The sequence below is a fragment of the Pseudophaeobacter sp. A-200-2 genome, from assembly GCF_041008815.1.
Classification (GTDB): domain Bacteria; phylum Pseudomonadota; class Alphaproteobacteria; order Rhodobacterales; family Rhodobacteraceae; genus Phycobacter; species Phycobacter gallaeciensis_A.
Window position 1 is genome coordinate 26,420 of sequence record NZ_JAXGFU010000009.1, and the last position, 14,189, is coordinate 40,608.

Annotated in this window: 17 protein-coding genes; 10 read left to right on the top strand and 7 right to left on the bottom strand. The window is 61.3% G+C overall.

What is annotated here, in order from left to right; genetic code table 11:
- Positions 1-98 precede the first annotated feature (98 nt).
- The 6 genes from SM766_RS14220 (at position 99) to SM766_RS14245 (ending at position 5,447) form a co-directional block, all read left to right on the top strand.
- Entirely contained in the window at positions 99-659 is a 561-nt protein-coding gene (locus SM766_RS14220; protein ID WP_368948199.1) for a F0F1 ATP synthase subunit delta, read from the top strand.
- A complete protein-coding gene (gene atpA / locus SM766_RS14225) occupies positions 660-2,201 on the top strand; it encodes a F0F1 ATP synthase subunit alpha (protein ID WP_065272871.1) in 1,542 nt (513 codons plus the stop codon).
- Positions 2,202-2,213: 12 nt separating this feature from the next.
- Positions 2,214-3,089 carry a F0F1 ATP synthase subunit gamma gene (locus SM766_RS14230; RefSeq protein WP_065272872.1) on the top strand — a complete coding sequence of 292 codons (876 nt, stop codon included), beginning with the start codon at positions 2,214-2,216 and terminating at the stop codon, positions 3,087-3,089.
- Positions 3,090-3,110: 21 nt separating this feature from the next.
- Positions 3,111-4,535, top strand: a complete 1,425-nt coding sequence (gene atpD, locus SM766_RS14235; protein WP_274830162.1) for a F0F1 ATP synthase subunit beta — start codon at positions 3,111-3,113, stop codon at positions 4,533-4,535.
- An 11-nt stretch (positions 4,536-4,546) separates the two neighbouring features.
- Positions 4,547-4,960, top strand: a complete 414-nt coding sequence (locus SM766_RS14240) for a F0F1 ATP synthase subunit epsilon (protein WP_065272874.1) — start codon at positions 4,547-4,549, stop codon at positions 4,958-4,960.
- A 136-nt stretch (positions 4,961-5,096) separates the two neighbouring features.
- On the top strand, positions 5,097-5,447 hold the full coding sequence (locus SM766_RS14245; protein WP_065272875.1) for an H-type lectin domain-containing protein: 351 nt from the start codon (positions 5,097-5,099) through the stop codon (positions 5,445-5,447).
- A gap of 124 nt (positions 5,448-5,571) precedes the next feature.
- On the opposite strand, the gene SM766_RS14250 is transcribed toward SM766_RS14245, so the two are convergent.
- Positions 5,572-6,591, bottom strand: coding sequence for a ribose-phosphate pyrophosphokinase (locus SM766_RS14250; RefSeq protein ID WP_065272876.1), 1,020 nt, complete (start codon positions 6,589-6,591; stop codon positions 5,572-5,574).
- A gap of 107 nt (positions 6,592-6,698) precedes the next feature.
- Here SM766_RS14250 and SM766_RS14255 point away from each other — a divergent pair, with 107 nt between their 5' ends.
- Complete coding sequence (locus tag SM766_RS14255; protein WP_274837806.1) at positions 6,699-7,292, top strand: 2-hydroxychromene-2-carboxylate isomerase; 594 nt, start codon at positions 6,699-6,701, stop codon at positions 7,290-7,292.
- A 7-nt stretch (positions 7,293-7,299) separates the two neighbouring features.
- Positions 7,300-8,145 carry an alpha/beta fold hydrolase gene (locus SM766_RS14260; RefSeq protein ID WP_368948200.1) on the top strand — a complete coding sequence of 282 codons (846 nt, stop codon included), beginning with the start codon at positions 7,300-7,302 and terminating at the stop codon, positions 8,143-8,145.
- Between the two features lie 16 nt (positions 8,146-8,161).
- Here the strand turns inward: SM766_RS14260 and SM766_RS14265 are convergent, their stop codons facing one another.
- Positions 8,162-8,587 carry a hypothetical protein gene (locus tag SM766_RS14265; RefSeq protein ID WP_368948201.1) on the bottom strand — a complete coding sequence of 142 codons (426 nt, stop codon included), beginning with the start codon at positions 8,585-8,587 and terminating at the stop codon, positions 8,162-8,164.
- Positions 8,588-8,691: 104 nt separating this feature from the next.
- Between SM766_RS14265 and SM766_RS14270 the strand changes: the two genes are divergently transcribed.
- Complete coding sequence (locus tag SM766_RS14270; protein ID WP_065272880.1) at positions 8,692-9,537, top strand: LysR family transcriptional regulator; 846 nt, start codon at positions 8,692-8,694, stop codon at positions 9,535-9,537.
- Between the two features lie 13 nt (positions 9,538-9,550).
- On the opposite strand, the gene SM766_RS14275 is transcribed toward SM766_RS14270, so the two are convergent.
- From SM766_RS14275 to SM766_RS14295, 5 genes are all read right to left on the bottom strand, one after another.
- Positions 9,551-10,582, bottom strand: coding sequence for a threonine aldolase family protein (locus tag SM766_RS14275; protein WP_368948202.1), 1,032 nt, complete (start codon positions 10,580-10,582; stop codon positions 9,551-9,553).
- On the bottom strand, positions 10,582-11,055 hold the full coding sequence (locus tag SM766_RS14280) for a YcgN family cysteine cluster protein (protein WP_274830156.1): 474 nt from the start codon (positions 11,053-11,055) through the stop codon (positions 10,582-10,584). Before SM766_RS14280 ends, SM766_RS14275 begins: the two co-directional genes overlap by 1 nt.
- Positions 11,052-11,984, bottom strand: coding sequence for a bifunctional riboflavin kinase/FAD synthetase (locus SM766_RS14285; protein ID WP_368948203.1), 933 nt, complete (start codon positions 11,982-11,984; stop codon positions 11,052-11,054). The genes SM766_RS14280 and SM766_RS14285 overlap by 4 nt, the downstream gene beginning before the upstream one ends.
- Before the next feature lie 75 nt (positions 11,985-12,059).
- Positions 12,060-12,503, bottom strand: a complete 444-nt coding sequence (locus tag SM766_RS14290) for a MaoC family dehydratase (protein ID WP_065272884.1) — start codon at positions 12,501-12,503, stop codon at positions 12,060-12,062.
- Positions 12,504-12,619: 116 nt separating this feature from the next.
- Entirely contained in the window at positions 12,620-13,495 is an 876-nt protein-coding gene (locus tag SM766_RS14295; RefSeq protein ID WP_274830153.1) for a TIGR01459 family HAD-type hydrolase, read from the bottom strand.
- Positions 13,496-13,741: 246 nt separating this feature from the next.
- On the opposite strand from SM766_RS14295, the gene SM766_RS14300 reads away from it, so the two are divergent.
- Entirely contained in the window at positions 13,742-14,167 is a 426-nt protein-coding gene (locus SM766_RS14300; protein WP_368948204.1) for a hypothetical protein, read from the top strand.
- The last annotated feature ends 22 nt before the right edge of the window (positions 14,168-14,189 follow it).

Genomic DNA, 14,189 nt, shown 5'->3' on the forward strand with positions numbered 1-14,189 from the left:
TTCGATGGCCTGCCACGCTGGTGGGCTGACTCACACCCCCGGGTGCTGCCTGACGCAGGTATGCAGACCGGGGCCAAAATAATATCGGAAGGGTGGACGTGTCCGAACCAGCTTCGATTTCTGCAGGCATCGCCGCGCGCTATGCCACAGCGGTCTTTGAGATCGCTGACGAGAACAAGGCGCTCGACAGCCTTGAGACCAGCATCAATGACCTGGCAGCTGCCCTGGCTGACAGCGAAGACCTTCAAAACCTGATCAGCTCGCCCCTGGTGACGCGCGAAGAGCAGGCCGCCGCAATCGATGCGGTCAGCACCAAGATGGGGCTGGACCCCACCTTGCGCAACACCCTGTCGCTGATGGCTGCGAAACGCCGCCTGTTCGTGGTGCCGGCTCTGATCGAATCCCTGCGCGCCAGCCTGGCTGAAGCACGTGGCGAAGTGACTGCAGAGGTCACCTCGGCCAAGGCGCTGACCAAGACCCAAAGCGAAAAGCTGGCCAAGACTCTGGCCGAGCGCGTGGGCAAGAAGGTTACCATCAATGCAACCGTCGATGAGAGCATCATTGGCGGTCTTGTCGTTAAAGTGGGTTCGAAGATGATCGATAGCTCGATCCGCTCCAAGCTCAACTCCCTACAGAATGCAATGAAAGAGGTCGGATAAATGGGTATCCAAGCAGCAGAGATTTCTGCGATCCTGAAAGACCAAATCAAGAATTTTGGTCAAGAAGCAGAGGTGGCCGAAATCGGCCGCGTGCTGAGCGTCGGTGACGGTATCGCCCGTGTGTACGGCCTCGACAACGTCCAGGCCGGCGAAATGGTCGAGTTCCCGGGCGGCATCATGGGCATGGCGCTGAACCTCGAAGCCGATAACGTCGGTATCGTGATCTTCGGTTCGGACCGCGACATTAAAGAAGGTGACACCGTCAAGCGCACCAACTCGATCGTGGACGTTCCCGTTGGCCCCGAACTGCTGGGCCGCGTTGTTGACGGTTTGGGCAACCCGCTGGACGGCAAGGGCCCCATCAACGCCAAAGAGCGCGGCATTGCCGACTCCAAGGCACCGGGCATCATCCCGCGTAAATCGGTTCACGAGCCGATGGCAACCGGCCTGAAATCGGTCGACGCGATGATCCCGATCGGCCGTGGCCAGCGTGAGCTGATCATTGGTGACCGTCAGACCGGTAAGACCGCCGTTGCTCTTGACGCGGTTCTGAACCAGAAAGTCTACAACGACGCCGCAGGCGACGACGAGTCCAAGAAACTGTACTGCGTCTACGTTGCTGTCGGTCAGAAGCGTTCCACCGTTGCCCAGCTGGTTAAGAAGCTGGAAGAAAGCGGCGCGATGGAATACTCGATCGTGGTTGCCGCAACCGCGTCCGACCCGGCTCCGCTGCAGTTCCTGGCACCCTATGCCGCAACCGCGATGGCAGAATACTTCCGCGACAACGGCAAGCACGGCCTGATCATCTATGATGACCTGTCCAAGCAAGCGGTTGCTTATCGTCAGATGTCCCTGCTGCTGCGTCGTCCGCCGGGACGTGAAGCTTACCCGGGTGACGTTTTCTACCTGCACTCCCGTCTGCTGGAACGTTCCGCGAAGCTGAACGAAGACTTCGGCTCCGGTTCGCTGACCGCTCTGCCCGTCATCGAAACCCAGGGCGGCGACGTGTCCGCGTTTATTCCGACCAACGTGATCTCGATCACCGACGGTCAGATCTTCCTGGAAACCGAACTGTTCTACCAGGGCATCCGTCCTGCTGTGAACACCGGTCTGTCGGTTTCGCGTGTGGGCTCCTCGGCTCAGACCGATGCGATGTCCTCGGTTGCCGGTCCGGTTAAACTGTCGCTGGCTCAGTACCGCGAAATGGCGGCCTTTGCGCAGTTCGGTTCCGACCTCGACGCAGCAACCCAGCAGCTGCTGGCCCGTGGTGCGCGCCTGACCGAGCTGATGAAGCAGCCGCAGTACTCGCCGCTGACCAACTCGGAAATCGTCTGCATCATCTTTGCTGGCACCAACGGTTACCTCGACAACGTCGACGTCAAGGACGTTGGCCGGTACGAAGCCGAACTGCTGAGCTTCCTGCGCGGCAAGAAGGCTGACTTCCTGCAGTGGATCACCGACGAAGACCCCAAATTCAAAAAGGGTGAGCCGGTCGAAAAAATGAAGGCGGTACTCGACGAATTCGCTGCCGACTTCGCGTAAGGAGATAAGGCAGTGCCAAATCTCAAGGACCTGAAAAACAGGATCGCGAGTGTCAAAAGCACTCGTAAGATCACAAAAGCCATGCAAATGGTGGCCGCGGCGAAACTTCGCCGCGCCCAGGAAGCTGCCGAAGACAGCCGTCCCTATGCCAAGCGGTTCAACGCCGTTATGGCATCTCTGGCAGCCTCGGTCGGCGACAGCGAAGCAGCGCCCAAGCTGCTTCGTGGCACCGGAAGCGATCAGGTACAGCTGCTTGTCGTTTTGACGGCCGAGCGTGGTCTGTGTGGTGGCTTCAACGCCAACATCGCCAAGCTGGCCCGTCAAAAGGCAGCCGAGCTGAAAGCGGCAGGCAAGACGGTCAAGATCCTGACCGTTGGCAAAAAAGGCCGCGACGCGCTGCGCCGCGACTTTGAAGCCGATTTTGTCGGTCACGTTGACCTGAGCGAAGTCAAGCGTCTTGGCTATGCCGATGCGCAGGGCATCGCAAAGGACATCCTGACCCGCTTTGACGCTGGTGAATTCGACGTCGCGACGATCTTCTACTCGGAGTTCGTCAACGTCGTGACACAGGTGCCGACGGCACAGCAGATCATTCCGGCCTCTTACGAGGGCGGCGAAGCCGAAGAAGCCTCGGCGGTATATGACTACGAACCCAGCGAAGAGGCGATTCTCGCCGACTTGTTGCCCCGTGGCGTATCCACCCAGATCTTTTCGGCTCTGCTGGAAAATGGCGCATCCGAACAGGGTGCCCGGATGAGCGCGATGGACAATGCGACACGCAACGCGGGCGATATGATCGACCAGCTGACCATCGAGTTTAACCGTTCCCGCCAGGCCGTGATCACCAACGAGCTGATTGAAATTATTTCGGGCGCCGAGGCGCTCTAAGAGACAACCGGAGACCAACAAATGGCAAATGCAAAAGGCAAGGTGGTTCAGATCATCGGCGCCGTTGTCGACGTCCAGTTCGACGATGACCTGCCCGCGATCCTGAACGCCCTCAACACCGACAACAACGGTAAGAATCTGGTTCTGGAAGTTGCGCAGCACCTGGGCGAAAACACCGTCCGTACCATCGCAATGGACGCAACCGAAGGTCTGGTTCGCGGTCAGGAAGTCACCGACACCGGCGCGCCGATCTCGATCCCCGTTGGTAACGCGACCCTGGGCCGTATTCTGAACGTCGTCGGCGAGCCCGTTGACGAAAAGGGCCCGGTGAAAGCCGAAGAAACCCGTCCGATCCACGCGGCGGCGCCTGAGTTCAACGAACAGTCGACCGAGTCGGAAATCCTGGTGACAGGCATCAAGGTCATCGACCTTCTGGCGCCTTACTCCAAGGGTGGTAAGATCGGCCTCTTCGGCGGCGCCGGCGTGGGCAAGACCGTTCTCATCATGGAACTGATCAACAACATCGCAAAAGTGCACTCGGGCTTCTCCGTGTTCGCCGGTGTTGGTGAGCGGACCCGTGAAGGTAACGACCTTTACCACGAGATGATCGAATCCAACGTGATTAAGCCTGACAACCTGTCGGAATCGCAGGTTGCGCTGGTTTACGGTCAGATGAACGAACCTCCGGGAGCCCGTGCGCGTGTTGCGCTGACCGGTCTGACCCTGGCGGAACAGTTCCGTGACCAGTCCGGTACCGACGTTCTGTTCTTCGTGGACAACATCTTCCGCTTTACCCAAGCCGGTTCCGAGGTTTCGGCTCTGCTTGGCCGTATCCCCTCCGCTGTGGGCTACCAGCCGACGCTGGCGACCGACATGGGTGCGATGCAGGAGCGTATTACCTCCACCAAGAACGGCTCGATCACCTCGATCCAGGCTGTGTACGTTCCCGCGGACGACCTTACCGACCCCGCACCGGCAACCACCTTTGCTCACCTCGATGCGACCACGGTTCTTAACCGTGCCATCTCCGAGCTGGGCATCTACCCGGCTGTGGACCCGCTCGACTCCTCGTCGCGCCTGATGGACCCGCAGATCGTTGGCGAAGAGCACTACGCAGTGGCTTCCGACGTTCAGCAGATCCTCCAGCGCTACAAGTCGCTGCAGGACATCATCGCGATCCTTGGTATGGACGAACTGTCCGAGGAAGATAAGCTGACCGTGGCCCGTGCCCGTAAGATCCAGCGCTTCCTGTCCCAGCCGTTCGACGTTGCGAAAGTGTTCACCGGTTCTGATGGTGTGCAGGTTCCGCTGGAAGACACCATTGCCTCGTTCAAGGCAGTTGTGGCCGGCGAATACGACCACCTGCCCGAAGGCGCCTTCTACATGGTTGGCGGCATCGAAGAGGTGAAGGCAAAAGCCGAGAAAATGGCTGCTGAGGCGGCCTAAGGAGGGCCCTGATGGCTGATACCATGCAATTCGACCTCGTGAGCCCGGAGCGGAGCCTTGCTTCGCTTCAGGTGAGCGCGGTTCAGATCCCCGGCGCGGAAGGCGACATGACGGCTATGCCGATGCATGCGCCGACCATCACCACGCTGCGCCCGGGTGTCCTGCGGGTCGAAAGCCCCCAAGGCACTTCGGAGTATGTGGTCACCGGTGGGTTTGCCGAAATCGGTTCCGAGGCGCTCTCGGTTCTGGCCGAAAAGGCAATCCCGATGGATGAAATGACCCGTGCGCACCTGGATGAGCTGATCGAGGACGCACGTGAGACCTACAAGACCGCTAAGGAAGAAGAGCAGCCCCACGACATCGTCGAGGAAGCCGCGAAGCTACTGGCGGACATGGAGGCCCTTGGCACCCACATGAGCCTCTAAGGTTCCGCGCCAAGCGAGAAAGACTTTGTAAACCGGCCCTTATGGGGCCGGTTTTCTTTTTTGCGCTCAGATGGTTTTATGACGCTTCAGGGTTGTGGGCGCGTCAGGCTGCCCGCGAGCGGAGGATTGGAAATTCATGAAAAGACTGCGAAACCCGCGCACCGGGATTGATCAGGGCGATCTTGTGGTGTTTTCCGAGTTCGACAGCGGCGGCAGCATGTGGACAGGGGAGGGCGCCCGGGAGCGGCGCAAGACCGTACGGTTTTCCGAAGCCTTTGCCCGCCCGCCGGCGGTGCAGGTGTCGATGTCGATGTGGGACATGGATACCTCGGCTGCCGTGCGGGCCGAACTGGTTGCCGAGAACATAACCGCCACCGGGTTTGATGTGGTGTTTCGCACCTGGGCCGACAGCCGCGTGGCGCGGGTACGGGCAGCTTGGATGGCCATTGGCGATATGCCGTTCGAGGATGACTGGGTGGTGGACTGACCGGCCTCTGAGCGCAGCTCTGCTGAGCACATCCCGGTAATCAAACGGCCCCGGCGAAGATCTCGCGCGGGGCCGGTGTTATTTCGGACTTCCGGTCGCTGCACCCAGCGGGGCGCGCAGGCCGTCAGACGTGGCTGTAAAGCGACTCGTAGATCGGGATCAGGGTCTTGTCTTCGAACAGCGACGAGACCGAAGTGCCGTGCCAGATGTTGAGGATCGCCTGCGTGAATAGGGGCGCGGTCGGCAGGATACGGATGTTCGGCGCGGCCGAAACCGCTTCGGTCGGCTGGATGGTGTCTGTCAGAACCAGAGATTTCATCACCGAGTTGGTGACGCGCTCTACTGCCGGGCCGCTCATGACGCCGTGGGTGATGTAGGCGTGGACCTCCCGTGCACCGTTGTCTAGCAGCACCTGCGCCGCCTTGCAGAGCGTGCCGGCGGTGTCGCACATGTCGTCGACGATCAGGCAGATCTTGTCTGTCACATCCCCGATTACGGTCATCTCGGCCACTTCACCGGGCTTTTCACGGCGTTTGTCGACGATCGACAGGGGGGCGTTGATGCGTTTCGCCAGCTCGCGGGCGCGGGCCACACCGCCTACGTCGGGCGAAACGACCATCAGATCGGCCATGTTGTCCTTGAACTGGTGCTTCACATCCAGCGCAAAGATCGGCGAGGCGTAGAGGTTGTCCACGGGAATATCGAAGAAGCCCTGGATCTGCGCCGCGTGCAGGTCCATGGTCAGGATCCGCTCGATCCCGGCGCCGGTCAGCATATTGGCCACCAGTTTGGCCGAGATCGGCGTGCGGGCCTTGGTGCGGCGGTCCTGCCGGGCATAGCCGAAGTAGGGGATCACAGCGGTGGTGCGGCGTGCCGAAGAGCGGCGCAGCGCATCCGAGATGATCAGCAGCTCCATCAGGTTGTCATTGGCCGGGTTTGAGGTCGGCTGAATGATGAACATATCCTCGCCACGGACGTTCTCGTAGACTTCTACGAAGATCTCTCCGTCGTTGAACCGCTCGACACGGGCATCCACCAGCCCCTGATCGACGCCGCGGTGCATGCTCATGCGGCGGGCAATGGAATTGGCGAGCGGGAGGTTGGCGTTCCCAGCGATAAGCTTGGGTTCGTTCATGGTCGGCATTGGCTGATATCCCCGGGCAGCAACGGCAATGTGTCAGATTCGTGATATTGAACCCCGCTTAGCATGCGCCTAGGTTCCAGCCTAGTTCAAAGCCGGAGAAAAGCGACATGGCAACAATTGATTTCTACTTCTCGACCCTGTCCCCTTACACATATCTTGCGGGAAACAGGCTCGAGCAGCTTGCCGCCGCGCATGATGCACAAATTACGTACAAACCGTTCGATATTCAGGCGCTTTTCCCGCGCACCGGCGGCACTGCTCCGAAGGACCGTCATCCGGCCCGTCAGGAATACCGCCTGATCGAGATGGAGCGTCAGGCCAAGAAGCTGGACCTGCCGATCAACCTGAAGCCCGCACATTGGCCCACCAATGCGGCGCCGTCCTCCTATGCGATCATCGCAGCGCAGAACGCAGGGGGCGGTGATCTGGGCGCCCTGGTGCAGAGCATTCTGCGCGCCTGCTGGGCCGAGGAAAAGGACATCGCCGAGGATGCCGTGATCCGCGAGTGCCTGACGGCGGCGGGGTTTGATGCCTCTTTGGCAGACAGTGGCCTTCTGGCGGGCGCTGAGACGTACGGTCAGAACCTTGAAGACGCGGTTTCCGCTGGTGTTTTCGGCGCACCCTTCTATGTCACCGGTGATGGCGCCAAGTTCTGGGGCCAGGACCGGCTGGATGATCTGGACCGGCACCTGTCGGAGTAAGCCCTGGATGAAAGATCTGCCGCACGACCTGCCACAACCGGTATTCTCCCGCAGTTTCGGGGAGGGGCCCCGCCAGATGCTGGCGGTGCACTGCTCGCTGGCGCATTCCGGGACCTGGCGCGGTCTGTGCGAGGCACTGGAAGGGGCCGTGACCATCACGGCCTTTGACATGCTGTCCCATGGCCGCAGCCCCGACTGGGACCGGCAGGGTGACTATCAGGACCGCAACACGGCGGCAGGCCTATCGTTGATGCCGATGGATGAGCCGATCGATCTGATCGGCCATTCCTTTGGCGCCACAGTGGCGCTGCGCATGGCCATGGCCCGCCCGGATCAGGTGCGCAGCCTGACCCTGGTTGAGCCGGTTCTTTTCCGGGTCGCGCTGGAGGATGATCCGGAAATGAGCACCCGGGTTCAGGAGGAGAACAGGCCCTTCCTTGAAGCCTACGAGGCCGCGGACGAGGCGCTGGCGGCACGGCTGTTCAACCGCAGCTGGAGCTCGGGCGCGCCGCGCTGGCCGGATCTGCCCGAGACCACCCGCGCAGCGATGACGCGGGCCATCCATATCGTTCCGGCCTGCGATGCGGCGGTCTATCAGGACCGGCCGGGCGTTCTGGCGCCGGGCGTTCTTGAGGCGATCGATCTGCCGATCCTGCTGCTGCGCGGCAGTGAAACCAACCCAGTCATCGGCGTGGTCAACGACGGTTTGCTGCGCCGTCTACCGAACGCCCGATCTGGGGTGATCGTGGACGCCGGGCATATGGTGTCGATCACCCATCCTGCCGAAACCGCAGCCGCGATTCGTGCCTTTTGGAGCGATACAGACCGCGAAACGGCGCCGGAAGGCCGTTAGGACCTCCCGGTTTCTATCACAATGTGGTGATTGTGGTGACGGTCTCTCTGAAGAAATCGAGCTTCCCGGCCTCCTCGTGAGAGGTGATATAGGTGACGCTGCGCACCATACCATCCCGCACGCCGTAGAAGAACTCCTGCTCAAAACGCGTCATCGCCCAGCCATTGCCGAGCGGCGTGGTGGAGAGGTCAAGAATACGCGTGCCCTTGGGGAAGACCTCGGTCCCGAGCCGGGCCAGCAGGCCGCCAAGCTCACTCACGCCATTTGCCTGCTGCCAGCTGGTGTCGGCCTCATCCTTGTAGTGATCGATGCGGAAATCGATCTCCTCGGCCAGAAGTCCGAGGATTGCAGGATCCGCAGCCTCGAACAGGCGCAGGACCTGATCAATGACCTGATCCTGAGATTGTTCATTTGATGCCGGGGTGCCCGTTTGGATGTTCATGGTAAGCTCCACTTTCTTGCTGATGTAACGAGTGGGGTCTTTCTGGCAGACCGTAGGGATATAGGTAATTGCTGGATCGGCTATCCATGGTATAGCTGATGCCTATGAATGATCTTGCGCCACTCAGGTATTTTCGCTCCGCTTATGAAACCGGAACCTTCAGCGCGGCGGCGCGGCTGAACGAGGTGCGCCAGCCGTCGGTCTCTGCCGCCATTGCCCGGCTGGAGGCGCATTACGGGGGGCCGTTGTTTCACAGGGGCGCTGCGGGGCTGGTGCCGACGGATCTGGGCCGTGAGCTGTACCAGATGGCAGGGGTGGTGTTGAACAGCCTCAACCAGATGGAGGATCGGCTGGCCCGGCGGGTGCGGCCCGTGCTGCGTCTCTATTGCTTTGCGGATGTGCTGACTTCGCCCTTTGAACAGGGGCTACGGGCAATCACCCGGGATGCGGAGGGCGCGGTGCTGCAGTTCACTGACGATGCGGCACTTGCCGATGTGGTGCTTTGCGCCGAAGACTGCGCGCCGCAGGGCATGCCGTTCCGATCTTTGTGGGAAGAAGGCTATGGCGTAGCCCTGCCTGTCGGGCACGCGCTGAGCCGGGAGGCCGAACTGAGCCTCGCGGATCTGGCTGAGGTGTCCATGATTGCGCGTCCCTATTGCCCCTCGGCAGATCTGTTCGGCGGGGTTCTGCAGGATCCTGACCCGGAAAAGGCTCTGCCTGTTGCAGCCAAGGCCATGCACGATGCCCAACTGCTGGATCTGGTCGCTGCCGGGCTGGGTGTGGCGCTGGTGCCGATGTCCCATGGCCGTGCTTCGCAGCGGATCGTGGTGCGCCCGCTGCGTGACGCCAAGGATGTGCGCCGCCGGATGGGGATTGCCCATAGGCGGACCAGCTTTGCCGCAGGGGCGGCAGATCGGCTGGCCTCGGCGCTGACAGGGCAGGGCGCCTGAGGCGCAGGTCAGATTACAGAAGGTTCAGAAAGGCTGTGATCTCGTCCCGACTGATCGACCAGTCGCAGACGAAACGTGCGGTGACCATTTCATCCCCGGGACCATCCAGCGGGCCATCCCACAGGTGATAGACCGCGCCTGCATCCAGCAACCGCTGGTGAGTGGCGCGGGGCAAGGCGGCAAAGACCATATTGGCCTGCGGCATCTCCAGCGTGGCACCTGCGGCCTGCAACCCGTCGGCCAGGAAGGCGCAGGAATCATTGGCAGCCTGTGCGCTGGACAGCCAAAGATCATCGCGCAGATAGGCCAGCATCTGCGCCGAAAGATAGCGGTGTTTGGAGAACAGATGCGCTCCGCGTTTGCGGCGCAATTCGAATTCCCAGGCGTGTTTGGGATCAAAGAAAATCACCGCTTCGACGCCCATCAGCCCGTTCTTGGTACCGCCAAAGGACACCACATCGATCCCCGCTTTCCAGGTCATGTCCGCAGGCGAGCATTTCAGCGACACCAGCGCGTTGGTGAAACGCGCGCCATCCAGATGCACCGGCAGGTCATAGTCCTTGGCCACGGCGCAGAGGGCGGAGAGTTCATCGGTGGTATAGACAGATCCGCGTTCGGTGACTTGGGTGATGGAGACCGGGCCGCGTTGCGGTCCGTGCACGCCGCGCACTTCCTCACCCGCGATGCTCTGGCGCAGGGCCTCGGCACTCATCTTGTCGCCGCCCGGCACCAGCGTCAGCTTGGCGCCACCGGTATAGAATTCCGGGGCGTTGCATTCATCCTCGTGGATATGGGCCACGGGGCTGCAAAAGATCGTCTGAAAGGGCTGCGATAGCGTTGCCAGCGCAAGGGAGTTGGCAGCGGTGCCGGTGGCGACCAGATAGATCGCTGCCTCGGGAACTTCGAAGATATCGCGCAGGCGGTGGCGCACCGCCTCCATCTGAGCATCGGCGCCATAGCCCATGGCATAACCCATGTTTGCCTCTGTCAACGCCTCCAGAACCTCGGGGTGCACAGGGCCGGAATTGTCAGAGGCGAAAAACATCAGATGGGCTCCTCGATGATATGGTCTTCCCAGTCTTCTTCGGGGGTGTCGAATTCGGAAACGGTCATGCCCTGTACGGATACGCCTGCCTCATGCACGCTGTGCGGGCTGCCGGTTTCCAGCGGGTGCCATGCGGGCAGCGGTTTGCCCTCCCACAACAGGCGATAGGCGCAGGTCTGCGGCATCCAATAGGCGTGGGTGTCCAGATTGTCCGGCTTCAGCACGATACATTCAGGAATGAACTGGTGGCGGTTCTCGTAATGGGCGCAACGGCAGGTCTGATCGTCCAGCAGGCGGCAGGCCACGCGGGTGAGGGCGACTTCACCGGTGTCTTCGTCTTCCAGCTTGTTGAGACAGCATTTGCCGCAACCATCGCACAGCGCCTCCCACTCCTTCTGAGACAGCTTGTCGAGCGGCTTTTTCTCCCAAAAGCGCGGGGTCAGGCCGGAGCGTTCGATACCAGATCGTTTCATGCGTTTGCCAGTATGTCGCGGGCCTTGGCGCAATCGGCGTCCATCTGCGCGATCAGCCCCTCCAGCCCGTCAAAGGTCATTTCGGGGCGCAGGTACTCCACCAGCCCCACGGACAGGGTCGCTCCATAAAGATCACCGGTGAAGTCGAACAGGAAGGTTTCGATATTGGGATGATCGCCATCGAACATCGGGCGCACCCCGACCGAAGCGGCGCCGTGGTAGCTGCCCTTGTGCGGGCCGTCCAGCACATCGACCAGCACCGCATAGACGCCGAATGCGGGTGGGTGCAGCCCATCAATGGACATGTTTGCAGTGGGAAAGCCCAGGTCACGGCCGCGTTGTTCGCCGCCGATCACAGTGCCTTCGATGCGGTGCCAGTGCCCAAGCATCGCCGCGGCGTCGCGAGGGCGGCCATCGCTCAGCGCTTGGCGGATCGCGGTCGAGGAGACGGTATGTTCGGAATACTCCATCAGCGGCGCGATGGTGACGCCAAAGCCCAGATTCTGCCCAAAGCGGATCAGATCCTCGGCGGTGCCGGCGCGCCCCTTGCCGAAACAGAAATCGGCGCCCACCACCACGTGTTTCAGACCCAGACCTTCGGCCAGTACCTTGCTGGCAAAATCTTCCGGGGTCAGCCCGGACAGGGCGGCGTTGAAATTCAGCTGATAGAGCTTGTCCACGCCGAGTTTTTCCAGCCGCGATGCGCGCGCGGCGGCGGACATCAGGCGAAAGGGCGGCGCGGCGGGGGCAAAGAATTCGCGCGGATGCGGTTCAAATGTGACCACGCCCAGAGGGGCCTCCGGCGCCGCCTTGCGGGCCAGATCGATGACCGAGCGGTGACCGCGGTGAACGCCGTCGAAATTCCCGATCGCGGCGGAGGCGCCGCGATCCCGCTCTTCTACAAACTGATAGTCACGGATGATGCGCATGGCGCCTGCCTAGCGCCCTGTGGCGGGGCTTGCAAGCGCGCGATGTGCTGCCGTTGCGGACTGGGCCGTGCCTGGTCAGTCGAACTTGCGCGAGGGCGCCATCACCATGGCTTCGCCGACCAGAACCTTCTTGCCATCGACCATGCAGCGGCAATCGAGTTTGACCCGGCGTTTGTCGATCTGGATGTCGGTCACTTCGACCTCGGCCAGCACCATGTCGCCGGGGCGCACAGGTGCGAGGAATTTGAGTGATTGGCTCATGTAGATGGTGCCATGGCCGGGCAGCTGCTCCCCGATGACGGCGGAAATCAGACCGGCGGTCAGCATCCCATGGGCAATACGGCCTTCAAAGATGGTGTCGCGGGCATAATCGTCATCCATATGGACCGGGTTATGGTCGGTCGAGACATCGGCGAATTTCTGGATGTCCTCATCCGTCACCACCTTCCGCAGGTAGCGGACCATGCCCATTTCAATGTCTTCGATGCAGATGGTTCCGCGTGGCAGGTTATCCAACATGCGCCCCTCCGGGTTGACTGGCTCGGGTAGATGCCTTTGAAATTTTTGGACGCATGGGGCGCCCTGTTCTGCAACTTTATTACTTTGCAGTTGCAGAAAATCAAGGCTTTTCTGGTCTACCGCAGGCGGCCGATGGTAAAGGTCGGTGCGCTGTTTTCCTTTGTCAGGTATGCGGTTAGTGCCTCTGGTTCCGGTTGGTGCGACGTTTTGGTTTCCGATGCCGCAAGCCCGCCCGAGATGAAGAGGGAATCAATTCCTTCCCCCATGGCACCCGAAACATCGGTGTGTGGGCCGTCGCCGATAGCCAGAATATCGCCATCGGCAATGTCCTGTCCCAGCTCTGCCAGGCGGCGGCGGGCCAGGTCATAGATCGGCGGATGCGGTTTGCCGAAGTACAGGCTTTCCCCGCCCATTTCCGTGTAAAGCCGCGCCAGCGCCCCGGCGCACCATTCACGGGTCTCTCCCCGGTCCACCACGATATCCGGGTTGGCGCAGAGGAGTTTCATGCCCTTCTGCTTGGCATAGAGAAAATCAGCCCGGTTCACGTCGGGATCTGCCATCGGATCAAAGGGGCCACAGCAGACGATGCCGGTTGCCTCTTGCAGCGGGACGCGCGTGATTTCGACAGGTGCGTCGATCACATGAAGAGGTTCAAAGAACCCCGCATCACGCTGCCATTCCCCCATGAAATAGACCTTCTCTCCCACGGCCCCGGTGAACATCGCGGCCCGCGCGGAGTCGCCGGAGGTCGCGATGGTGTCATAGGCATCCTGCGGCACGCCGAATTGCGCCAGCTGCTCAGCCACACCGGCCCGCGGTTTCGGAGAGTTGGTGAGCAGTACCACGATGCCGCCACGCTGGCGGTAGGCCTGAAGGGCGGAAACGGCCTCGGGGTAGGCGGTGATGCCGTTGTGCACACAGCCCCAAAGGTCCACGAACAGCGCCCGGTAGGGATCGGAAACCTCGGCAAGCGTTTCGATGATGCGGGTCATGATCGGGTCCTTTCCTCTGTGAACCTGCGGGCGCGGCAATACGGCGCCAGATATGCCCGAGTTCCCATCCCCGCGCCAGCTTGAATTCCCCGTGCCCGGTGCGGCGGGTTTCGGCGCAAGACAGGACCTGGTGGCGAGTCTTCGCCTAGGCGGAACAAGATATGGGTGGGTAGGGGTTTATTAAACATTCTAAAAACACAATGTGTGTGCGTGCGAACACGACAAGTGATCTGAAAAGGCATAGCAATGACATACAAAACCTTCACTCAACGACTTGCACCGGCAATGGCCGTGGCCGTCCTTGTGGCATCGGCCCATCCGGTGCTCGCATCGCATGCAAACCCCTGGGCGGAAGAGGACGACGAGGTCCTGTCCCAGTATCACGATGAAAATCAGGCGGTTTCCGAAGACACCCCGGGCGAGGATGAGATGAACGGCGTCATGACCCGGAGCGCGCATGGCAAGCTGGGCACCGCGGGCAGTGACACTGGCCAGGGTAGCGGTGGCGGTCATAGTGCCGACGCGGGTGGTGCCGGAAATGGCGGCGGTGGCCATGGCGGCGGCAACGGTGGTGGTGGTCAAGGTGGCGCCGGAAATGGCGGCGGAGGAAATGGCGGTGGCGCTGGCAATGGTGGCGGACACGGTGGTGGCCATGGCGGTGGTCGCGGCTGAACCTATTGGACCAGTGGCGCCG